Genomic DNA, 21369 nt, shown 5'->3' on the forward strand with positions numbered 1-21369 from the left:
ACGTGTAGTAAATACGCCGGCTCAAACATACTCCTTGCTTTCATGATGTATAGAGCGATTTCTGACGAAGTGTCATGTATTTCTCCATTCAAACAGGCCTACACTGCCGTCATCCCGCACTTGATGCGGGATCTACCAACAGACCACTCCGTACGTATGATAAATACACCGGAGCAAACCTACTCAGCACTGAAAAGCTGGTTTAAATGGATCCCGCATCCAGTGCGGGATGACGACGGAGTTGTTGGAGGTGCGGTAGAGCAGGGTAGACCTGGAGCCGCGGCAGGAGAACCACACGATACTTATAGCAACGACACCAACTCCAACTCAAACATGCTCCTTGCCCTTATATTACACAGAGCCACTTCTGATGAAGTGTCACTATTTCTCCATTCATACAAGCCCACACTATCGTCATCTCACATTTACTTCGAATGAATAGCAAAGACTGTATGCCGGGCCCCTTATTTTAGGTCTGACTCCATACTGTCATCTCAAGTAGCGACCCAGAAAGTGATGCGAACACCTACACTACTCATTTTAGGGTGTTAGGTAATTATGGAGCGTGAAATGTAATACTCAATCTGCGCACTTAACATGAAAATATGGTGAGCTAAAGTTTCCCATTATAGGGAGGTTCTGTAATGGAAGTAATATTTAAATTATAAAAATCAACAGTGTACCGAATATTTCAGGAAGATGAAAAAAACTAATGTAAATTTAAATTTACAATAAATGTAAAGATAGTTAAATAAATGTTCCATTTTGTGTTTATTTTCTCTGCAATTGAGCTACATTTTGATTGGAAATTAACCAAACAACAAAAAAGGAACAAGTATGCGTAAACTAAACACACTCGCTTTTGCCATTCTGGCAGGCATTTCTGGACAGTCGATGGCTCAGGCTGAGTTACTGACTACAGACCAGAGCAAGGCCATTCCTGGCAAATATATCGTCGTGTTTAAAACGCCAACTGTACTTAATACACAAAGTGCAATGGCTATCTCAGACTATGCTACAACGCAGGCACAGGCTTTAAGCAATGCTTACAATGTAAATGTTGCAAAAAGCTTCAATGGTGTGCTTAACGGTGTTGTGGTAAACGCGTCTGCAGGTGATGTAAAAGCAATGCTGAAAGACCCTAACATTGCCTACATTGAACAAGATCAAATAGTCACAGTGACGCCTCAGGCTTCAGGCGATCAGAGCAACGCGATTTGGGGCCTTGACCGTGTAGATCAGCGGGCATTGCCTTTGAATTCAAACTATCACTACGACTTTGATGGTTCAGGCGTTACGGCTTATGTTATCGACACTGGTGTTCGTATCTCGCATAGTGAATTCGGTAACCGTGCAAGCCACGGCTATGACTTTGTCGACAATGATGCAGATTCTTCTGACTGTAACGGCCACGGTACACACGTTGCTGGTACCATCGGCGGTTCACAGTACGGTGTTGCGAAAAATGTTAATGTTGTCGGTGTTCGAGTATTGGGTTGTAATGGCTCCGGTTCATATTCTGGTGTGATTTCAGGAATTGACTGGGTTAAGAACAACGCTTCAGGCCCGTCTGTTGCGAACATGAGCCTAGGTGGTGGTGTGTCTCAGGCTGTTGATGATGCCGTTAATGCTGCCGTTGCTTCTGGTGTTACTTTCGTTGTAGCTGCTGGTAATGATAATAGCGATGCTTGCAACTACTCTCCAGCTCGAGCTGCCGATGCAATCACTGTTGGCTCGACAACTAGCAGCGATGGCCGTTCAAGCTTCTCAAACTATGGTTCTTGTCTTGATATCTATGCGCCAGGTTCCAGCATCAAGTCTGCGTGGTATAATTCTGACAGTTCTACCAACACAATCAGTGGTACCTCAATGGCTGCACCACATGTAGCAGGTGCGGTAGCATTGTATCTTGACCAGGATCCGTCGCTTACTCCAGCGCAGATTGATTCACTGCTTAGTAGCAGAAGTACTAAAGGTGCGGTATCCGATGCCAAAGCAAGTTCACCGAATGAACTGCTTTATACTCTTGAAGGTGATGCGCCGCCTCCACCACCACCGCCAGGCCCAACTGAGCTTGTTTCAGGTGTAGGTGTGTCTGCGTCAGGTGCGTCAGGTTCAGAGACTTTCTATAAGCTTGCTGTTCCAGCTGGTGCAGCGTCGGTTTCGTTCACTCTGGCTGGCGGCTCGGGTGATGCGGATCTGTATGTTCAACAAGGTTCTCAACCGACTCAAAGCAGCTACGCGTGTCGTCCATATAAAAACGGCAACAACGAGTCTTGTGAATTCTCTAACCCAGCTGCAGGTGACTGGTACGTTATGCTACATGGCTATAGCCAGTATTCAGGCGCTACGCTGACAGGTACTTTTGGTGATGCTTCAGGCTGTGGTGCAAACTGCCTTGAAAACGGAGTACCAGTAACTGGGCTGTCTGGTGGTACCAACACAGATACCCGTTACACCATCGAAGTGCCAGCAAATGTGACGCTGAATGTGAGTATTTCAGGTGGTTCAGGTGATGCTGACCTGTATGTACGCAAAGGGACTCAGCCAACGACAAACAACTATGATTGTCGTCCATATCGCTCTGGTAACAATGAAACTTGTACTCTGAGTTCAGGTACGGATGGTGGTACTTACCACATCATGGTTCGAGGCTACAGCAGCTATTCAGGCCTTACTTTGCAAGGCAGCTTCTAAATATAGTAAGTTAGAAATACGAGAAAGGCCGGTTTATACCGGCCTTTCTACTTTAATGATGACGATTAATACACTTTACAGATCAGGCCCTTTAGGTAAAACCCCTCCGGGTAACAGCCTGCTATAGGGTGGTCTGCTGCCTGATTAAGGCGCTCCATAATTAACAAATCTTTACCTGCATCTAGCGCTGCATCAGCCACTACTTTTTGGAACAAATTCTGTTCCATAAGGCCTGAGCAAGAGAAAGTTAGCAAAGTACCACCTGGCTTAAGTAATTGCATAGCCAGCATATTAATGTCTTTATAGCCGCGACAGGCACCATTGAGCTGTGCTTTGCTCTCGGCAAATTTAGGCGGATCCATGACTATGGTGTCAAACTGACGGCCTTCCTCGCGGTATTGTCTTAGCAACTTGAACACATCCTGCTTAACAAACTGAGCTCGCGACAAATCTAGTTCATTGTGTTCTACATTACGCTTAGCTGTATCCAGAGCTGGCTGAGAGACGTCGACATTGATGACTTCCTCACACTCACCACGGAGCGCATACAGACCAAACGTACCTGTATAGCAAAAGCAGTTAAGCACTGACTTACCTGTTGAGAAGCGCTCGAGTGCCGCACGGCTGTTTCTTTGGTCCAGGTAGAAGCCGGTTTTGTGACCAGATTTAATATCGACTTCAATTTTCAAGCCGTTTTCCATGATCACAACTGGCGCTTCAGGTTCGTCTCCCCACAATACACCGGTGGTTTTCTCAAGCCCTTCCTTTTTCCGTACATCTACATCAGAGCGCTCATAGATATGACACTCGGAGAACAGAGTTCTGAGTGCTTGTACTATTTCGCCTTTGTGGCGCTCTGCGCCGGCACTTAACAGCTGACAAACCAAATAGTTGTCAAACTTATCAATCGTTATGCCGGGCAAGCCATCTGACTCGGCGGCACATAGTCTGAAGCCGGTTAACTGTCCTTCTTCAATGACCTGCTCGCGCGCTGAGAGTGCACGTGCTAGTCGTCGTTCAAAAAATGCCTGGTCGATTTGTTCAGACTGATCAAAGCTCCAGATCCGGGCCCGGATCTGAGAATCAGGGCTGTATGCGGCTGTGGCCAGGTATTGACCGTCGTGACTATAAATGGTCACTGTATCGCCAAGTGCAGGCTTACCTTTGACTTTTTTAATCGCCTTAGAAAAGATCCAAGGGTGCTTTCTTTTTAAAGATTTTTCACGGCCAGGTTGTAAATACAGCGCGCAAGACATATAAATTCCTTACAGTAGATTATGGTGACATTTTAGTGAAGCCAATAACAACATACAATCAGAACCACGAGGTTAAGGGATAAATGACATTAAATACGATGGAATTTGAGGCTGCATGCAGAGATTTTATGCTAACAACTGAGTTTGCCGATACTGCCCACGATTTATCGCATATCTTGCGGGTAGTCAAAACCGCAAAGCAATTGTGTGCGGCCGAAGGTGCTGACCTCGAAGTCGTCTTGCCCGCAGCCTGGCTGCATGACTGTGTAGCAGTGGCAAAAAACCACCCGGATAGGCCAATTGCCTCTAAACTGGCGGCTGACAGGGCTGTCGCTTTTTTATCAACGCTAGACTACCCAAAAGACAAATTACCCTCAGTACACCATGCAATTGTCGCACACAGTTTTAGTGCCAATGTGCCCCCAGATACTTTGGAAGCTAAGGTTGTTCAGGATGCCGATCGTATGGACGCGTTAGGGGCAATAGGGGTTAGCCGGTGTATGAAAGTTGGCGGCGCGATTGCAAGACATATGTATCATATCGGTGACCCTTTTTGTCAGGAGCGAGAGCCGGATGATAAAAAATATACGTTAGATCATTTTTACATCAAGCTGCTAAATATTGCAGAGCAAATGCATACCCAGTCAGCAAAACAAGAGGCGCAGAGGCGCACAGAATTTATGCGCGGATTTTTGCAAGAGCTGGGTAGAGAAATTGGTATCTCTGATTAGCGGGTCATGCGTTTTACAAATACGACAACGAACAAGGCCAGAGAAAAGCTGCCGGTAAATGCCTCAATCGTCGCGATTAACCGGGTAATGCCGGTTGGCGTTATGTCGCCATAGCCAAGTGTTGTAAAGGTAACCACACTAAAGTAAATGCAATTAAGCAAAGTGCTTAGGTTTTCCGACCAGGAGGCTTGGCTGGAAAACTGAATAAGTCCGTCATTGTAATTGATCCCGAACAGAAAGTAGCAGATTGCGCAGGCGATGATCATACCCAAACTGAATCGGATGACATTTTCGGGCTTTTCTCCGTAGCCACACAACATATCAACAAATGAGGATACCAAGCGGCGTTTGGAGAATTTGGGGTATTGCGCGTGCCGCATGCGCAGTTCGCTGTAGGTATATTTCCCGGCCATCTCAAATAAACCTTGCTGCTCGGCACCTTTTCTAAGTAATCGATAGATTTCCTCGGACTGCAAAAATAAGTCATTTGCTTCTTCCAGATCTTGCTGCTTAAGAGCTTCATTGGCTTGCTTTTCCTGCAAAAGCTTGTCGCCGAGATAGAGGTTGTCGATGCGCGTCTTATCGAGTTTCATACCCAACAGGTTTGTATCTCCAAGCTTGCAGCAGTGTAGATTGGCATCACGCAAGTCTGCTTTCATTAAAGAAGCATTTTTAATTGTGCTATTGAATAAATGAGCACCCTGTAAGTTAGCACGATAAAAATTGCTGTATGACAAGTCATAGCCTTCGTGGTTGTCAAACTTGACTAAGTTGAGGCCTTCGAGGTTTGCACGTTTTAGCTCCAGACCTTGCAGGAGACCGCCTCTTTTGGCATATCTCTCCAGCTTTTGTGTTAACTCCAGACCGCTCTTGTCAAATTTGCTATCATGCCAAAAGCAATAGCCTGACCCCATATCTATTTCTTGGCATTTATGGCCATCGGGTGATTCATATTGGCAAAGAGGTTTGTTGTTCATAGTGCGCCAGATCAATCCTTCTTATCAGTAAGGGTAGCAGTATTTTTTCAGGGTAAATAAAAAATTGTATCTATGTCATTCGATTATCAATTAAGCATCAGTAAGCGCAGACAGAGTGTTGCCATTAAAGTAACAGCAGATGGCGTGAAAGTATTCGCGCCTTACGGTATCGACAAGCGTTGGCTGGATACCTGGCTAAAAAGCAAATCACACTGGGTCGAAAGTAAAAAATTGGCGATGTCTGCCCAGCAACAGCAGGTCCAGATACCTTTTGACAGTAAGAAAATTCAGATATTTGGCGAGCAGTATCAGTTTGAGTTATCACCAAGTTGCTCTTACATTGATCACGATGCGAAATGCATTGGTCTAAAAACGCGTGCCAACCCTGACTCTGAAGGGGCGAGAAAAGCGCTGCTTGGGTATTTAAACCAGGTGTTACTTAGTTATGTGACGCCGGTACTGGCAGAGTATTCCGACCTGGTGAGAAGTGAGTATCAAGAGCTTAAAATCAGGGAATATAAACGTCGTTGGGGCAGCTTGTCATCAAGTGGCACTCTGGCACTGAATAGCTTGCTGGTTGGTGCACCTAAGTGGGTAATTGATTATGTTATTGTACACGAGTTGGCACATTTCCATGTGATGGCACACAACCAAGCCTTTTGGAAAATCGTGGCGCATCATTACCCTGATTATAAGAGGGCACAAACTTATTTAAGCCAAAATGCAGTGTTGTTGCAGATTAAAAAGTAGGTGCGTACGGTTTCTGTTGGAATCAATGAATAGAGTTTTTCTGCCAGTTGTTATGATTCAGAAGCTTCAGCAAAAACGTATAGGTTTCCAAATGACAGAAGTGCTATCGTCCGGGAATGAGCATTTAAATGTGAATGTCTTTTTGATATGAATGAGTAACCAGACATTATTTTTAAAATGGCTTGACAGGAAAGTGGTGGAGGGGGCTGGATTCGAACCAGCGAAGGCAGTGCCGTCAGATTTACAGTCTGATCCCTTTGGCCGCTCGGGAACCCCTCCTAAGAGAATACAAATTGTGATGTGGTGGAGGGGGCTGGATTCGAACCAGCGAAGGCAGTGCCGTCAGATTTACAGTCTGATCCCTTTGGCCGCTCGGGAACCCCTCCTCAACATGGGCGCTGATAATATCAAAGTTTTTAGTGAAGTAAAGAAATGTTCTAAAGAAAATTGAAAAAATGCCGATAAATTTTCATATTCCATAAATTGTGGCGATTTTACATGCAGATAGATGGCATTTTGTGCAAAGAGGCCCAGCTTGGTAGCGCACTTAATCACAGTGTTCATGAAGCCCGGCGCGGTGACTTTGCATTGCTTTTATCTTTGTTGTCTCAGGATGCGCTAGATTTTAGCCAGTTTGACCTGCCTCATACGTTACCTGAGCAGCCGGATAAATCTGAAGCAGCGTTGAAATTGGCATTGCAGTTGGGTCCTCAAAAGCCACTTGCACCAGAGCAGTTTAATATGCTCATCGGCCAGGATAATGGTTTTTTGGTTCAGGAGGGGGATCTAGCCAGTCTTCGCCTCAAAGAGTGTCTACAGCCAGAGCCCTATGCAGTGCGCGATGACAAAAAGCACATTCCTCTGCATATTGTTGATAATCTTGAGCCAGCAGTAAGACAGAGATTAGAAAAAACCAGAAACCCTCAAATGTTGGTAGATAATAAAGACATAGATGCTGCTGGATTTTATGATCAGATAGCCGGCGGAGAAATGCAATCTATGTTGCAGGTTGCTGTTTAAAGAAGCACACCTACGGTGTAGGAATACAAAAATATGCTTTGAATAGGGGGCTATATGCTTGTATGTACCAAATGCAAATCTAAATGAGGAGAACATTTAGCTTTGCTGAGTATCACGCTAAGGGGCACTCATCCTGCTTTACAGGGCGCCGCTTTGGCACCTTTAAAACGCAGAAACAAAAAATTAAAAGCAATATTCAAGCGCGAGAACATTACACTTTATGGATTATTGCGCATTCAATAACCCAAAAGTTTAGCCAACCTAGCCGTGGCACTTTTTGAATTTCTTCCCACTTTGGCAGGGACAGGGATCATTCCTGCTGATTTTTTTCTCAGGGCAGGGGTAAAGCTCGCCGTCCAGATAACGCCACAGCCCTGCTTCTTTTAAAAAGCGAGACCGTTCATGCATTGTGACGCACACGTCGCCATCAAGGTACATCGCTTTAAACTCCACAAAGTGATAATCAGTAGACTCACTGCACTGGATAATCTCTAACCCGATAAAGGTGACCTGCTCGGCAAATGCTCGGATACTGGCTTCACTGTTTTCTGCACGCATGCTTTGTGCGTACGTATTATGTATGTAACCTGTGTCTTTAAGACAATACGCACTATACCGTGAGCGCATCAGTTGCTGGGCGCTTTCAGGGTGCTTACGTCCTTCTATAAAGGGCAGACAGCACACTTGTGCTTCAGTTTCAGAACCGCAATAACACATATATTCTCATTTGGACTTAATGCGCAACGACGGATGTTCCATGGCCAGTAGAGCGAGTGAAGCAAAACAATTCAGTATCACTGTCTATCAGCTTAAACCGGGCAAGCTGCTGCTCAGATACAATGTCCGTCCAGGTAACCACCGCTGCAAAGTTGCCTTTGCATAAAGCGCTGTTAATAACATACTCCAAGTTTATCAAATGTCTCTGTCGCAGCACCAGTAACTTGCTGCTGTCAATTGAGCTGTTATCCAGCAGTGCTTTGCTTGGGATGTTGTCTGGTGCAATGAGCAGTGTCCATTTATGTAACGAGTTACATCGATACAGAATCTTTAATAGTTCCAAACTGCTGACTATGTCATCTTCCGCATACACTAGCTGATAACGTTTATCGGCTGTGTTGGTTTGAGATGAAGAAATATTTTGCACTTGAGTATGTAACATGAGCAGACCACTGATTTTCTATACAGTGGTTATACAGTATTTCATACAGTGCTATTTGGCAAGTAAAATATCGCGTATTTTTTGTTCTTTTCTATTAGTGCTTTGATTGTATTTACTTTTATTATGAGGTCGTGTCCTGATTAAAATGCATCATCTGGTGGATTTGCTCATACAGTGTTGCAGCATAACATTGAGCATCGATAAATCGTTTCGCTGTCAGATGTGTACGTACTTGTTCAAGTGTGCCAGCTGCCGCCTGATTACCCTGACTTTGCGCGAGTGACAGCCAGGCAATACCATGAAAAACACTTTTTGGCACACCCTGACCTTTAATGAATAGCATACCGAGATAGAACTGTGCTTTGTTGTCGCCCGACATGGCAGCCAGGCGTAACCATTTCGCCGCGAGCGGATACTGTTTATTTTTCAGATAATAAAGCCCTTTTTTGTAGGCAGCTTTGCTATCCGTGTCTGAGGGCCAGCGGTTTTCAGAGTCTGGGGTTGCGGTGACAAACTCCAATACATTGAGGAGTTGTTGTTCCAAGTCATTGCCGTTTGCAACTGCTAATTGGTTCTTTTTCATACTGATTTCACTTAATACGACCTAGATCAGAGTGTAGTTGATTTTTAACTATTTTGTCCGATTACACCAGAGATTTATGATAAAATCCGGCTTTCGTTTCTATATAAAATACAAAGACATGCTGGAAAAATTATTTTCGCTCCGTGCACAGCAGAGCACAGTCAAAACTGAGTTTATTGCCGGTCTGACGACATTTGTCACTATGGTTTACATTGTGTTTGTGAACCCGGCCATGTTGGCTGAAGCTGGCATGGATCATGGTGCTGCGTTTGTCGCCACCTGTTTAGCGGCAGCCATTGGCTGCTTTATTATGGGCCTGTGGGCCAATTATCCTCTGGCTCTGGCACCAGGGATGGGACTAAATGCCTTTTTTACTTATGGCGTTGTATTAGGTATGGGCCACACCTGGCAAAGCGCATTGGGTGCGGTATTTTTATCAGGCTGTCTGTTTTTACTCTTGAGTATCTTCAAAGTCAGAGAATGGGTGATCCAGGCAATTCCCCTGGTATTAAAGCAAGCGATTGCGACGGGTATTGGTGCTTTTCTGGCACTGATTGCGCTGAAAAACGCGCAGATCATCGTCGCCAGTCCAGCAACCTTTGTTCAACTGGGTGACATCACCAGTCCAGGTCCTCTGTTGGCTATATTGAGCTTTTTTGTGATTGCAGCTCTGATGTACCGTGATATGAAAAGTGGTGTGTTACTGAGTATTTTATTGGTAACGGTTTTAGCTTGGGCCTTTGGCCTGGTTGAATACACAGGTATTGTGTCAGCACCGCCAAGTATTACACCCACTCTGGCGCAACTGGATATTGCCAGCGCACTGGAAATTTCAATGCTGAGTGTCGTGTTTGCATTTTTGTTTGTTGATTTATTCGATACCAGCGGTACTTTGGTTGCGGTTACGCAAAAAGCGGGCATAGCAGACAAAGAAGGGCGGATGCCGCGTCTGGGCAGAGCACTGTCTGCGGATAGCTCGGCAACCATTGCCGGCTCTTTCCTTGGTACGTCCACCACGACTTCTTATATTGAGTCTGTATCGGGTGTATCCGTGGGTGGCCGAACAGGTTTAACTGCCGTGGTTGTTGGATTGTGTTTCCTGCTGATGATGTTCTTCGCGCCATTGGCCCAGATGGTGCCAGCGTATGCGACGGCAGGCGCCATATTGTACGTAGCTGTTTTGATGTTACAAAATCTGAAGTTAGTTAACTGGGATGATATGAGCGATGCGATACCGGTGAGCGTTGTACTGTTAATGACGCCGTTGACTTTTTCCATTGCTCACGGCATCGCACTTGGCTTTATTTCTTACACCGCGGTTAAACTGGCCTGTAATAAGCGAGAGGAAATTTCTATCAGTGTCTGGGTATTAACCCTGCTGTTTATTGTGAAGTTTGCGATCAGCTGACGCTGATCACCACTTTTTCTTGGGTGCGAAAAGGACGTCGAGATCGTCCTTTTCTTTCTCAGCTTTCTTTTTCACCGCAGAGGCGTTAGAGGCTTTGAGCTCTGTGCTGATCTCACTCAAGTATCCTTCTAACAGTGTTTTCTTTTCATTGATGTAGTCATCTGAATAAGAAACACCGCAAATAATCGCATAGGCTTTTTCGAAGTATTGTCGAGCTGAGCCTACCATGTTGGCGCTTTTAGCAGACAGCCCCCGCTTGATTTGGCTTTCAACGTTGATCCTAAGCTGCAACCGCTCCATTTTACGGTCTTCTTGCACGAATACCTGCGTGTCTACCTTGCCTTTACTATGCTCTGAACGCAGCAGGTGGCGTAATTTTTTAATTCCCTGAACCAGTGCAATGAGTTGTTTGTCGTTATCGGGCAGGGCTACTTTGTCAGATTCGTTGGCATTTTGGGGCTCATTATTCATACGCTCCTGCGACTCATGCATACGGCTTTTCAGTTCGCGAGAGGTAGGAGACAATTCAACCATAGCAACGAGCGCATCATGCACTCGACGTTGAATGATACGGATCATTGCGCCCGACATAGGAATATTGCTGCTGTTGAGGATCACGTCTTCGGCTTCTTCTATGATCCGCTTTTGTTTGGCCAGCTCTTTACGGCGCTCCGCTTCTTGTTTTTCTCTGTGTTGTTGAATAGCACTAACCCACACAGCAATAACAATGAGTGCTACAATCAACAAAATTATTACGGTAACAAACATACCCGGATCTCTTCGTAAATCATACAGCTGATAGTTTTTTTATATTACATCAAATAATTGCGGATTGAACAGTGTTAATAACAAGAGACTTGAAAATCCAGCAAATTCCATCATTTTTTAGTATAGCTTAATGACTGGAAGCTGGCTCTAATAGGCTGGGGAAAGTATTGTCCTATCGGATAGACTATAATTATGCTAGGCTGAGTCATTATTTGCCTGTATCTAATGATAGCTGGCCTAGTCGTACACCAGATAACAATTAAAACAAACGCTTAGTTATGAAATTACAACAACTGAAATACATAGTTGAAGTTCTGAATCACAACCTCAATGTGTCTGCAACCGCAGAAAGCTTGTATACCTCCCAGCCGGGAATTTCCAAGCAAGTGCGTATGCTGGAAGACGAGCTTGGTGTACAGATCTTTGGCCGCAGTGGTAAACATCTTACGCATGTTACCAGTGCTGGCAATGAAATAATCAATATTGCTCGAGAGATACTGTCAAAGGTTGAGGGCATTAAAGCCGTTGCTAATGAACATACGCTGCCCGATCAGGGTAAGCTAAACATTGCAACCACACATACGCAGGCGCGTTATGCACTGCCAAATGTGATCCAGGGGTTTATGCAAAAGTACCCGGCGGTCTCTTTGCATATGCATCAGGGGACGCCGCAGCAAATCTCAGATGCTGCAGCCCGGGGCGATGCAGACTTCGCTATTGCAACGGAAGCGCTGCATTTGTATGGTGATTTAATCATGTTGCCTTGCTATCACTGGAATCGCAGCATTGTCGTCACGAAAGATCACCCGCTGGCTAAAAAGGGCAGCAATATCACGGTGCAGGATGTGGCAAAGTATCCTTTGATCACGTACGTATTTGGCTTTACCGGGCGCTCAGAGCTAGACAAAGCTTTTAATGCACACGGATTGTCGCCACATATTGTGTTCACGGCCACCGATGCGGACGTAATTAAAACCTATGTTCGATTAGGTCTTGGTGTTGGTGTGCTGGCAACAATGGCTGTCGATGAAGTGACAGACAAAGATCTGGTATGTATCGATGCCAGCCATTTGTTTGAGGCAAGCACCACTAAGATAGGTTTTAGAAAGGGCAGCTTCCTGCGCGGCTACATGTATGACTTTATCGAACGCTTTGCGCCTCATCTGACGAAAGATCTGGTCGAGCGGGCCAGCCTGTTGCGCAATCAGGAAGATGTCGATGCGTTATTTGAACACACAGAGCTACCCGTCAAGTAAGAGGTACCAATTTCACTTAATACCTGTTCAATTTGAAGGGGCAAATATGACGCTAACTGTGTTAAAAATTTCTCATTTAGAGCAACTAAATTGCAAAATTTTTGCCTGGTTATCGACGATATTTTTTCGCCTCAGAATAGAACACTTAATTAAGCAAATTGGTACGAATCATAGACAATAAAAAAGCCGCAATTGCGGCTTTTTTACGTACAGACCTTACCGGTTAACACTCGATAATATTAACCGCCAGACCACCACGTGCTGTTTCTTTATATTTGGTTTTCATATCATTACCCGTATCGAGCATGGTTTTGATCACTTTATCTAAAGAGACTTTCTGCTCACCACTGCCACGCATGGCAAGACGTGAAGCATTAATCGCTTTTACTGCACCCATGGCATTTCGTTCAATACAAGGCACCTGTACTAACCCGCCAACCGGATCACAGGTCAGGCCCAGGTTATGTTCCATGCCAATTTCCGCGGCATTCTCTACATGTACGACATTGCCACCCATAATTTCTGTCAGGGCTCCAGCTGCCATAGAGCACGCTACCCCCACTTCTCCCTGGCAGCCTACTTCGGCACCAGAGATAGAAGCATTCTTCTTATACAGAATACCAATCGCGGCAGCTGTTAGCAGGTAGCGTGTGGCAATTTCTGCGTCCACTTCTTTGATAAAGGTATGGTAATACATGAGTACCGCAGGCAAAATCCCTGCTGCGCCATTAGTTGGTGCTGTGACAACCCGACCGCCCGCTGCATTTTCTTCATTCACGGCCAGTGCGAACAGGTCAACCCAGTCCATAGCACGTAGCGGATCGTTACTGTTTTCCACATTCAGTTTTAAATATAAGCTTGGAGCGCGACGTTTTACCTTTAATCCTCCAGGTAATATGCCCTCAGTACGCATGCCGCGCTCAATACAGGCTTTCATTACTTCCCAGATATGGAACAGTTCAGCTTTTATTTCCTGTTCACTGCGCAGCGTTTTCTCATTGTGCATCATCAGAGAAGACACACTCAGGCCCGTCTCTTTACACATCTCCAGCAGCTGCTGGGCATTTTCAAAAGGGTAGGGCGCAGGGTTCTGTTCACGTACATCTAACGCCGCTTGCTTTTCGTTGTCAAACTGTTCTTCGGTTACAATAAATCCACCACCGATTGAGTAGTAAACTTGGCTATGTACTAGCTCAGAACCGGAGAAAGCTTGCAGCTCCATCGCATTAGAGTGTTTTGGCAGGGTCTTACGACGATGGAAGACAATCGCCCCTTGTTTAGGGAAAGCGGCTTTGTGAGTCTTGTCCAGATAAATCACTTGCTCGCGCTCAATGGTATCCAGAATTTCTGGCACTTTGTCCGCATCTACTGATTCGGGATCGTATCCAGCTAAACCCAGGATCACTGCTTTACCAGAGCCGTGGCCTATGCCAGTTTGTCCCAGTGAGCCAAATAGCTCCACTTTCACTGATGTGATCTGATCAATTATGTTGTTGTCCTGCAGGTCTTTCACAAACAGGCGCGAAGCGCGCATAGGTCCGACAGTATGGGAAGATGACGGCCCAATACCAATACTGAACATATCAAATGCACTAATCATAAATTCTACTCAACATTGCCTCTGAACGGGCGCACATCATAACGTTAATTATTGCATAAGTAACCCATTTCACAGCAAAATTGTATACAGTTTTGGTTGGGCTAGAAGTGGATATAGTCAATGAGTGGCAAGAAGTACTCGAAAGCGTACAAACTCATCTGTTTATCGCGCAATTTGATGGCTTGTTTTAAACTGGTCAGGCCACTCTGGCAAGTAGCTGCTGAACGATTTTGGCCGTTGCCCCCCAGAGTAACCCGTGCTCCGTCATCAAGCCGTTAAACGTCACTGGTTTGCCCCGCAACTGGGTTTGAACCGGTTGCCAGGCGCGCTGTTGTGCAAGCAGAGATAGCGGCAGAGTAAATACCTGTTCTACTTCCTCGCTGCACGTTTCCCAGGTTGCATTGTGATTTAAAACTGCCAGGACAGGCGTTATCCGAAAGCCTGTCAGTGTGGTGTGTAAAGGCAATACACCAACCGGGTTAACCTGCTGCGGATCAAGGGCAATTTCCTCCTGACTCTCGCGTAGTGCTGTGCTGATCACTGAGGCGTCTTGCAACTCAACTTTGCCACCCGGAAAACACAGCTGACTGGGATGGCTGCGTAGTTGAGCACTGCGTTTGCAAAGTAGCATCGAGGCTTCTCCATTCACCTCTAACAGTGGCACTAAAACGGCACTTTCCTGACCCTGTCCTAAAACAGGTGTTTGGTTTGAATCGCTGAGACTAAAGCGACTTATGACGTGTTGTAGATTCATAGGATGGGCAGTATCTTGTTCACCTTGTGATAAGTCTCCTGATACTCTAGCTCACAGTCTGAGTCTGCCACAATCCCTCCGCCGGCCCAGCAGTGAATTTTTTGCTGATGACACACTAATGTTCGGATGGTAATCGACGTGTCCATCGCGCCACAGGCACTAAGATAACCAATCGAACCACAATAAGCGCTGCGTCTGTGTGGCTCCAGTTCTTCAATGATTTCCATTGCGCGGATCTTAGGTGCACCTGTGATGGATCCGCCGGGGAATGCCGCTCTGAGCTGGTCGACTGCGGTTTTACCTTCTGCGAGTTGAGCAGTAACAGTACTGACCAGATGGTGTACTGCGGGGAAGCTTTCAATTTCAAATAGTTTGGGAACCTGCACACTGCCTGGTTTAGCGACTTTGCCAAGGTCGTTGCGTAGCAGATCGACAATCATCACGTTTTCTGCGCGATCTTTTGAGCTGCGTTGTAAGGTGTCCGCCTGCTGTGCATCAGCCTGCTGGTCTTGTAATCTGGGTAAAGTTCCTTTGATAGGCTTGGTTTCAATCTGGCCGTGACGGACAGAAATAAAGCGCTCTGGAGATACCGACACTATGGCATCTTCTCCAAGGTTAATAAACGCAGAGAAAGGTGCCTGGTTCTTAGCTCGTAAGGTTTTATAAGCACACCAGGGTGAGCCCTGGTACTCGGCACTAAACCGTTGTGCCAGGTTTATCTGATAGCAGTCGCCACTTTTCAGATAAGCATGGATACGGGCAAATTTGGCGGCATATTCGGCCTGAGTCATATTTGCCTGCCAATGACTGGTCAGGGCAAATTTATCCCCTTCGTAGCGATGTTGCTCAATGAGCGAGCGGTAAGTACTGAGTCGGTTGTAACCTGGCTGAGTAACAAAGTACCAACGATTAAGATGATTATCATGGATCAGCGCGTCAGGATAAAGGCCGGCTACCATGTCTGGTATTGCAATGTCCTGTGCTGCACTTTGAGGTATGCTTTCTATATACCTGCCAAGGTCATAACCAAAATAACCAAGCCAGCCACCACAAAAGGGGAGGTCTGGATGTGAAATGGCTTTCAGTTCAGCCAGTTTCTCCTGCATGATGGCGAAACCGTCTCGCTTAACGCATTTGCCATCGAGATAAAATGCCCCTTCTCTGGCTTCGAGTACGCACATTGGCTTGATACTCATGATATCAAACCGGCTATTCTCATGACTGGCATCGCTGGAATCGAGCAATATTGCCAGTGGCTGAGAAGCAAGGGTGTCAAACACCTCTACGGTTGACAAAGAAATGTCTAGTTCAATGGTGTTACTACCTGGATTTGTCATTAACTGAACCCGAATGCTAGCCCGAAACGGGCGAGGAGGGTATCATAATTGTCATTGAATCCATAGCGTGTTTGATTGCATTCCAGCTTGTGAATTTGGAGAAGCACAGGACTTTAGTCGCTAATCTGTGATTGCGATACTCACTTTTCGCAAGATGGTATATAATCGCGCCTCTCAATAAACACCGGTTTACCTCGTCACAGACCGGAGAATAAAGGAACCGTCATGAGTACTATTCGTCAGCAAGACTTTATTGACAGCATCGAAGATGCGTTACAATACATTTCTTACTACCATCCATTGGATTTTGTTCAGGCTTTAGAAAAAGCGTACGACAAAGAACAAAGTAAAGCAGCTAAAGATGCGATTGCACAAATCTTGATTAACTCTCGTATGTCCGCAGAGGGCAAGCGTCCGTTATGTCAGGATACGGGGATCGTGACCTGTTTTGTAAAGGTCGGTATGGATGTTAAATGGGACAAGACGGACCTGACTGTACAGCAAATGGTGGACGAAGGTACACGTCGTGCTTACACCAATCCAGATAATCCGTTGCGTGCTTCCATAGTTGCAGACCCTGCTGGTGCGCGCAAAAACACCAAAGACAATACGCCTTCTGTTGTGCACATCGATATGGTACCGGGCGCGGAGGTTGAGGTGATGATCGCAGCCAAAGGTGGTGGTTCTGAGAATAAGACTAAAATGGTGATGCTGAACCCATCAGACGATGTTGCTGCCTGGGTAGAGAAAACGTTACCGACTATGGGTGCTGGCTGGTGTCCACCAGGCATGCTGGGAATAGGTATCGGTGGTACTGCTGAAAAAGCGGCAGTACTGGCAAAAGAGTCTCTGATGGATCCGGTTGATATCCACGAGCTTATGGAGCGTGGTGCTGAAACGGCGGAAGAAAAACTACGTCTGGAAATTTTCGAACGCGCCAACAAACTCGGTATTGGTGCGCAGGGCCTGGGCGGTCTGACAACCGTTGTAGATGTTAAAATCAAGTCTGCGCCAACACACGCGGCTTCTAAACCTGTGGTTATGATCCCTAACTGTGCTGCAACGCGTCATGTACATTTCACACTGGACGGTTCAGGTCCTGCTGATCTTAAAGCGCCGAAACTTGAAGACTGGCCTGAAGTGACTTGGGAAGTGGGTGAGGATACGCGTCGAGTTAACCTGGATGAGATCACCAAAGATGATATCCAGGACTGGAAAATGGGCGAAACAGTGCTGCTATCCGGTAAGATCCTGACGGGCCGTGATGCTGCACATAAGCGTTTGCAGGATATGATTAACTCAGGTGAAGGGTTGCCAGAAGGTGTTGACCTGACTAACAAGTTTATCTACTACGTGGGTCCCGTTGATGCAGTTGGCGATGAAGTAGTAGGCCCTGCTGGCCCAACAACATCGACTCGCATGGATAAGTTCACCGATCTGATGTTAGAGAAGACCGGGCTGATCGGCATGATCGGTAAGGCTGAGCGTGGTCCGGCTACGGTCGAGTCTATTAAAGAAAACAAAGCCGTCTATCTGATGGCGGTAGGTGGTGCTGCTTATCTGGTAGCCAAAGCAATTAAGAAAGCCAGAGTGGTGGCGTTTGAAGATCTCGGTATGGAGGCCATCTACGAATTTGAAGTGGAAGATATGCCAGTGACTGTGGCTGTAGACAGTGACGGTGTGAACGCTCATACACAGGGACCTGCTATCTGGAAAGCTAAGATAGAAGAGCTGGATAGCAAGCTTAAATAAACGGTTTTCGATACAGGTTTGAAAAGAGGGCGCAGCCCTCTTTTTTTGATCTTGCTCCCAAAGACCTGGCTGCAGATAAAACCCACTTTAGGATGCTAGATACTTGTTATTCGCCCTCATCTGATCTGTTGGTATCGTAAAAAAAATAATACATAAACAAGCTTGTTGACGTTTACGTAAAGATTAACCATCAGAAATAGGAAAAATAACGAAGGATTAAACTCATATAATCCACCTTGATGCATAATCAAGTTAATATATGGCTATTTAATGTATCATACTTGCACCTTTAACGCTTTTAGAGTCAATATCAACTCATATTGTGGATTGGTTCGAGAGTTAGTGATACAGTTCGATGAATTTCAGCGCTATCTGACTCAAAGTCAGTCTATAACGGAGAACAAATAAAGTGGCTGTATTTAACCAAGTTGAATTTGATAACCACGAACAGGTGGTTTTTTGTTCTGATGAGGCTTCAGGCCTGAAGGCAATCATTGCTGTTCATAACACTAAACTGGGTCCGGCTGTTGGCGGTTGTCGTCTGTGGGACTACGCAGATGATGCAGATGCTGTATACGACGTACTGCGTCTTTCAAAGGGTATGACTTATAAGAACGCAGTTGCACGTTTGCCGTTCGGCGGCGGTAAATCGGTAATCATTGGTGATGCTAAAGAAATCAAATCTGAAGCATTATTCAGAGCATTTGGCAGGCATCTTGAGCGTCTTGGCGGTAGCTACTATTCAGCCGAAGACGTGAACATCACAACTGGCGATGTGATGACAATGCACAAAGAGACTAACTATGTAATGGGTCTTGAAGGCAAAAGTGGTAACCCGTCGCCTTTCACTGCGCTGGGGACATTCCTGGGTATTAAAGCTGCATATCAGCATAAACATGGTCACCAGGACCTGTCTGGCGTGAAAGTGTCGGTGCAGGGCCTAGGTGCTGTTGCCTATACTTTGTGCAAGCATCTTCATGAAGCAGGCGCAGAGCTATTTGTGACCGATATCAACCAGGCTTCGATTGACAGAGTCGTGAATGACTTTGGCGCAACAGCCGTGAGTATTGACGAAATCTATGATCTGGATGTTGATGTTTACGCACCTTGTGCATTGGGTGCAACGGTTAACGATGACACTATTCCTCGCATCAAAGCTAGCATTATTGCGGGCTGCGCGAACAACCAGCTTGCCGAATCAAGACATGGCGAAATCCTACGTGAAAAAGGCGTGCTTTATGCACCTGATTACGTCATCAATGCTGGTGGTATCATCAACGTGTACTATGAGACAAAGCCGGAAGGGTACAGCGAAGCTGCGGCGACTAAACATGTTGAAGGCATCTACGACACCTTGACCGAGATTTTTACACGCTCAGATGCAGAGCAAAAATCTACACACCTGATCGCAGACGAACTTGCGCAGGAGATCATCGCAAACGGTTTGTAATCACCGTACGATACAATCAATATAGAGGGTGTTAATTACTCCCTCTATATTGAATTATGAAACAGATCACCTCTTTGGATTGGCCCAGAGCCGAGCATTTTCAGTTCTACCAGGGTTTTGAACAACCTTACTTCAACATAACAACTCGCCTCAAAACAGGGGAACTTCATACTCTGTGCAAAGAGCGGCGGCTCTCATTCACCTATAGTTATCTGTATTGTCTGAGTATGGCCTGTCAGCATTACGCGCCCATTCGTTATCGGATTGTTGATTCACGCCCTTGCGTTGTTGATCAAGTTGATATGAGCTGTGTGTTTTTACGCGAAGACAGAAGCTTTCGATTTGTGCCTCTAGTTGCTTGTGAAGATATCCACGACTACATTAAAAAGAATGATGAACAGAAAAAAGAGTTTCTGAATCAACCTTTGGTTAGTGAACACTTTTTGGAAACTTGTGGTAATCCTCAGCAGCTTTATTTATCTATCTTACCTTGGCTAGATTTTAGTAGCTTTAGCCACGCGCGTAATGAAAAAGATAGCCTGGGTATTCCTAGGTGCGTCTTCGGGCGCCTGGATAAACAAACCGGGGAACTGCCATTCTCCGTTGAGGTGCATCATGGGCTGATGGATGGTTTGCATGTAGCAGAATTTATCCAGGAAATAGAAACACAATGCAAATTATTGTGTGAACAGTTATTAGGCTAAGTATTCCTGCGTCCCTGAATCTGTTGTTGCACGAAAGTGGATGCTTAACGTCCAGAGAGAAACTAGTTCATTGATATTAAAAGCGAAATTAACGGCCAAATTATTTAAGTGAAAGACACGCTGGAGGCGCAAATTAGCTGTAATAAAATGTAAATAAAGTTACCTTGTGTATGAAATATAAGTGCTTAAGGTTTTTATTCTTGGTTTCCTTGTTAATACAATGTTTTTTTTCAATTTATTTCATCGCGACAAGCAAAAATTGTTTTAAACATGAAGTTGACATGGGCAATAGCATTTAGCATTATTGCACGGTTGATACTGCTAAAAGTATCCGGGGTACTCTCTAAGAGAGTGCAAAAATTATAAAAGTAACATTACTTAATTGGTTGGGAACTATGTCTGTTAAAATCAGAAAGAGCCTTGTAGCTTCAGCGCTTTTTGGCGCAGCGGCAATTGCAAGCAGCAATGTGATGGCAGATCCTTTGAATGACATACAAAAAGTAGGTCAGCAAACTCAAACGGCTGCTAAAAAGTCTCAAGACAAGATTGATGGTATCTACGGTCAAACTATCGAAATGGTAGCTGAATACCGTGGAATTGTTGACGAAACAGAACTTCTGAAAGTTTACAACGATCACGTAGCACGTTTGGTTGCAGACCAAAATGCAAATATCGAATCTCTAGAACGTCAGATCGCGACGGTTGATAAAACTAAGCAAGACGTTGTGCCTTTGATGTATCGCATGATTGATACACTCGAGCAATTCATCAAAGCGGACGTGCCGTTTGACACTGAAAAGCGTCTAGAACGCATCGAAAGACTTCGTGAAACGCTAACTAACGCGAAAGTAACGACGTCTGAAAAATACCGTCAGGTACTGGAAGCATACAGCATTGAAACTAACTACGGTTCAGCAATGGTTGCTTCTCAAGGTTCACTTGATGTAGGCGGTAAGAACATTAATGTTGACTTCGCCCGTCTGGGTCGTATCGCATTCGTAGCTCAGTCTTTTGACCAGAAGCACGCGTGGGTTTGGAACACCAGCAGCAAGCAGTGGGATGAGCTAGGTGAAGAATATCTGAAGCCTGTCAAAGACATGATCCGTATTGCACGTGGTCAGGCTGCCCCAGATCTAGTTAAACTACCTATTTTCGGCGCGGAGTAAT

At 45.5% G+C, this 21369-nt stretch carries 19 protein-coding genes and 2 tRNA genes; 10 read left to right on the forward strand and 11 right to left on the reverse strand.

What is annotated here, in order from left to right; translation table 11 throughout:
- The first annotated feature begins 837 nt into the window (after window positions 1-837).
- On the forward strand, window positions 838-2697 hold the full coding sequence (locus CWB99_RS21700) for a S8 family peptidase (RefSeq protein ID WP_138553329.1): 1860 nt from the start codon (window positions 838-840) through the stop codon (window positions 2695-2697).
- 65 nt (window positions 2698-2762) lie between these two features.
- Here the strand turns inward: CWB99_RS21700 and CWB99_RS21705 are convergent, their stop codons facing one another.
- The gene (locus CWB99_RS21705) at window positions 2763-3953 is read right to left on the reverse strand and encodes a class I SAM-dependent methyltransferase (RefSeq protein ID WP_138553330.1); all 1191 of its coding nucleotides are present in this window, start codon (window positions 3951-3953) and stop codon (window positions 2763-2765) included.
- A gap of 83 nt (window positions 3954-4036) precedes the next feature.
- On the opposite strand from CWB99_RS21705, the gene CWB99_RS21710 reads away from it, so the two are divergent.
- Window positions 4037-4684, forward strand: a complete 648-nt coding sequence (locus CWB99_RS21710) for an HD domain-containing protein (protein ID WP_138553331.1) — start codon at window positions 4037-4039, stop codon at window positions 4682-4684.
- Here CWB99_RS21710 and CWB99_RS21715 read toward each other — a convergent pair.
- Window positions 4681-5661 (reverse strand): ion channel, encoded by a 981-nt coding sequence (locus tag CWB99_RS21715; RefSeq protein WP_138553332.1) that lies wholly within the window; start codon window positions 5659-5661, stop codon window positions 4681-4683. The two genes, CWB99_RS21710 and CWB99_RS21715, sit on opposite strands and share 4 nt — an antisense overlap.
- Window positions 5662-5733: 72 nt before the next feature.
- Here CWB99_RS21715 and CWB99_RS21720 point away from each other — a divergent pair, with 72 nt between their 5' ends.
- Window positions 5734-6411, forward strand: coding sequence for a M48 family metallopeptidase (locus CWB99_RS21720; RefSeq protein ID WP_138553333.1), 678 nt, complete (start codon window positions 5734-5736; stop codon window positions 6409-6411).
- Window positions 6412-6605: 194 nt separating this feature from the next.
- Here CWB99_RS21720 and CWB99_RS21725 read toward each other — a convergent pair.
- Both CWB99_RS21725 and CWB99_RS21730 read right to left on the reverse strand, forming a co-directional pair.
- Window positions 6606-6690 (reverse strand) — tRNA-Tyr (locus tag CWB99_RS21725).
- 22 nt (window positions 6691-6712) lie between these two features.
- A tRNA-Tyr gene (locus tag CWB99_RS21730) sits at window positions 6713-6797 on the reverse strand.
- 112 nt (window positions 6798-6909) lie between these two features.
- Between CWB99_RS21730 and CWB99_RS21735 the strand changes: the two genes are divergently transcribed.
- A complete protein-coding gene (locus CWB99_RS21735) occupies window positions 6910-7431 on the forward strand; it encodes a VC2046/SO_2500 family protein (RefSeq protein ID WP_138553334.1) in 522 nt (173 codons plus the stop codon).
- 261 nt (window positions 7432-7692) lie between these two features.
- Here the strand turns inward: CWB99_RS21735 and CWB99_RS21740 are convergent, their stop codons facing one another.
- The 3 genes from CWB99_RS21740 to CWB99_RS21750 form a co-directional block, all read right to left on the reverse strand.
- Entirely contained in the window at window positions 7693-8148 is a 456-nt protein-coding gene (locus CWB99_RS21740; protein WP_138553335.1) for a YchJ family protein, read from the reverse strand.
- Window positions 8149-8164: 16 nt separating this feature from the next.
- Window positions 8165-8590 carry a SulA-like leucine-rich domain-containing protein gene (locus tag CWB99_RS21745; protein ID WP_138553336.1) on the reverse strand — a complete coding sequence of 142 codons (426 nt, stop codon included), beginning with the start codon at window positions 8588-8590 and terminating at the stop codon, window positions 8165-8167.
- A 121-nt stretch (window positions 8591-8711) separates the two neighbouring features.
- Window positions 8712-9173, reverse strand: a complete 462-nt coding sequence (locus CWB99_RS21750; RefSeq protein ID WP_138553337.1) for a tetratricopeptide repeat protein — start codon at window positions 9171-9173, stop codon at window positions 8712-8714.
- Window positions 9174-9291: 118 nt separating this feature from the next.
- Here CWB99_RS21750 and CWB99_RS21755 point away from each other — a divergent pair, with 118 nt between their 5' ends.
- Window positions 9292-10581, forward strand: a complete 1290-nt coding sequence (locus tag CWB99_RS21755) for an NCS2 family permease (RefSeq protein WP_138553380.1) — start codon at window positions 9292-9294, stop codon at window positions 10579-10581.
- A gap of 6 nt (window positions 10582-10587) precedes the next feature.
- Here the strand turns inward: CWB99_RS21755 and CWB99_RS21760 are convergent, their stop codons facing one another.
- Window positions 10588-11349, reverse strand: coding sequence for a hypothetical protein (locus CWB99_RS21760; RefSeq protein WP_138553338.1), 762 nt, complete (start codon window positions 11347-11349; stop codon window positions 10588-10590).
- A gap of 278 nt (window positions 11350-11627) precedes the next feature.
- On the opposite strand from CWB99_RS21760, the gene cysB reads away from it, so the two are divergent.
- Entirely contained in the window at window positions 11628-12605 is a 978-nt protein-coding gene (cysB, locus tag CWB99_RS21765) for an HTH-type transcriptional regulator CysB (protein ID WP_138553339.1), read from the forward strand.
- A 223-nt stretch (window positions 12606-12828) separates the two neighbouring features.
- On the opposite strand, the gene CWB99_RS21770 is transcribed toward cysB, so the two are convergent.
- From CWB99_RS21770 to pabB, 3 genes are all read right to left on the reverse strand, one after another.
- Window positions 12829-14205 (reverse strand): L-serine ammonia-lyase, encoded by a 1377-nt coding sequence (locus tag CWB99_RS21770; protein ID WP_138546675.1) that lies wholly within the window; start codon window positions 14203-14205, stop codon window positions 12829-12831.
- A 196-nt stretch (window positions 14206-14401) separates the two neighbouring features.
- A complete protein-coding gene (locus tag CWB99_RS21775; RefSeq protein ID WP_138553340.1) occupies window positions 14402-14959 on the reverse strand; it encodes a CoA pyrophosphatase in 558 nt (185 codons plus the stop codon).
- Window positions 14956-16296 carry an aminodeoxychorismate synthase component I gene (gene pabB / locus CWB99_RS21780; protein ID WP_138553341.1) on the reverse strand — a complete coding sequence of 447 codons (1341 nt, stop codon included), beginning with the start codon at window positions 16294-16296 and terminating at the stop codon, window positions 14956-14958. Before pabB ends, CWB99_RS21775 begins: the two co-directional genes overlap by 4 nt.
- A 225-nt stretch (window positions 16297-16521) precedes the next feature.
- Between pabB and CWB99_RS21785 the strand changes: the two genes are divergently transcribed.
- From CWB99_RS21785 to CWB99_RS21800, 4 genes are all read left to right on the forward strand, one after another.
- Complete coding sequence (locus CWB99_RS21785; protein WP_125718734.1) at window positions 16522-18048, forward strand: fumarate hydratase; 1527 nt, start codon at window positions 16522-16524, stop codon at window positions 18046-18048.
- Between the two features lie 409 nt (window positions 18049-18457).
- On the forward strand, window positions 18458-19498 hold the full coding sequence (locus CWB99_RS21790; RefSeq protein WP_138553342.1) for a Leu/Phe/Val dehydrogenase: 1041 nt from the start codon (window positions 18458-18460) through the stop codon (window positions 19496-19498).
- Window positions 19499-19554: 56 nt separating this feature from the next.
- A complete protein-coding gene (locus tag CWB99_RS21795; RefSeq protein WP_138553343.1) occupies window positions 19555-20202 on the forward strand; it encodes a CatA-like O-acetyltransferase in 648 nt (215 codons plus the stop codon).
- 395 nt (window positions 20203-20597) lie between these two features.
- Window positions 20598-21368: a DUF3450 domain-containing protein gene (locus tag CWB99_RS21800; RefSeq protein WP_138553344.1), complete on the forward strand. Its 771-nt coding sequence runs from the start codon at window positions 20598-20600 to the stop codon at window positions 21366-21368.
- Window position 21369: the final 1 nt, after the last annotated feature.

The organism is Pseudoalteromonas rubra, from assembly GCF_005887095.1.
In the GTDB taxonomy this organism is placed as follows: domain Bacteria; phylum Pseudomonadota; class Gammaproteobacteria; order Enterobacterales; family Alteromonadaceae; genus Pseudoalteromonas; species Pseudoalteromonas rubra_E.

Coding starts and splice junctions, on each gene's coding strand:
- CWB99_RS21710 (WP_138553331.1), top strand. CDS start 4,037: ATGACATTAAATACGATGGAATTTGAGGCTGCATGCAGAGATTTTATG.
- CWB99_RS21745 (WP_138553336.1), bottom strand. CDS start 8,590: ATGTTACATACTCAAGTGCAAAATATTTCTTCATCTCAAACCAACACA.
- CWB99_RS21755 (WP_138553380.1), top strand. CDS start 9,292: ATGCTGGAAAAATTATTTTCGCTCCGTGCACAGCAGAGCACAGTCAAA.
- CWB99_RS21735 (WP_138553334.1), top strand. CDS start 6,910: ATGCAGATAGATGGCATTTTGTGCAAAGAGGCCCAGCTTGGTAGCGCA.
- CWB99_RS21800 (WP_138553344.1), top strand. CDS start 20,598: ATGTCTGTTAAAATCAGAAAGAGCCTTGTAGCTTCAGCGCTTTTTGGC.
- CWB99_RS21700 (WP_138553329.1), top strand. CDS start 838: ATGCGTAAACTAAACACACTCGCTTTTGCCATTCTGGCAGGCATTTCT.
- cysB (WP_138553339.1), top strand. CDS start 11,628: ATGAAATTACAACAACTGAAATACATAGTTGAAGTTCTGAATCACAAC.
- CWB99_RS21785 (WP_125718734.1), top strand. CDS start 16,522: ATGAGTACTATTCGTCAGCAAGACTTTATTGACAGCATCGAAGATGCG.
- CWB99_RS21740 (WP_138553335.1), bottom strand. CDS start 8,148: ATGTGTTATTGCGGTTCTGAAACTGAAGCACAAGTGTGCTGTCTGCCC.
- CWB99_RS21795 (WP_138553343.1), top strand. CDS start 19,555: ATGAAACAGATCACCTCTTTGGATTGGCCCAGAGCCGAGCATTTTCAG.
- CWB99_RS21715 (WP_138553332.1), bottom strand. CDS start 5,661: ATGAACAACAAACCTCTTTGCCAATATGAATCACCCGATGGCCATAAA.
- CWB99_RS21720 (WP_138553333.1), top strand. CDS start 5,734: ATGTCATTCGATTATCAATTAAGCATCAGTAAGCGCAGACAGAGTGTT.
- CWB99_RS21705 (WP_138553330.1), bottom strand. CDS start 3,953: ATGTCTTGCGCGCTGTATTTACAACCTGGCCGTGAAAAATCTTTAAAA.
- CWB99_RS21750 (WP_138553337.1), bottom strand. CDS start 9,173: ATGAAAAAGAACCAATTAGCAGTTGCAAACGGCAATGACTTGGAACAA.
- CWB99_RS21775 (WP_138553340.1), bottom strand. CDS start 14,959: ATGAATCTACAACACGTCATAAGTCGCTTTAGTCTCAGCGATTCAAAC.
- pabB (WP_138553341.1), bottom strand. CDS start 16,296: ATGACAAATCCAGGTAGTAACACCATTGAACTAGACATTTCTTTGTCA.
- CWB99_RS21760 (WP_138553338.1), bottom strand. CDS start 11,349: ATGTTTGTTACCGTAATAATTTTGTTGATTGTAGCACTCATTGTTATT.
- CWB99_RS21770 (WP_138546675.1), bottom strand. CDS start 14,205: ATGATTAGTGCATTTGATATGTTCAGTATTGGTATTGGGCCGTCATCT.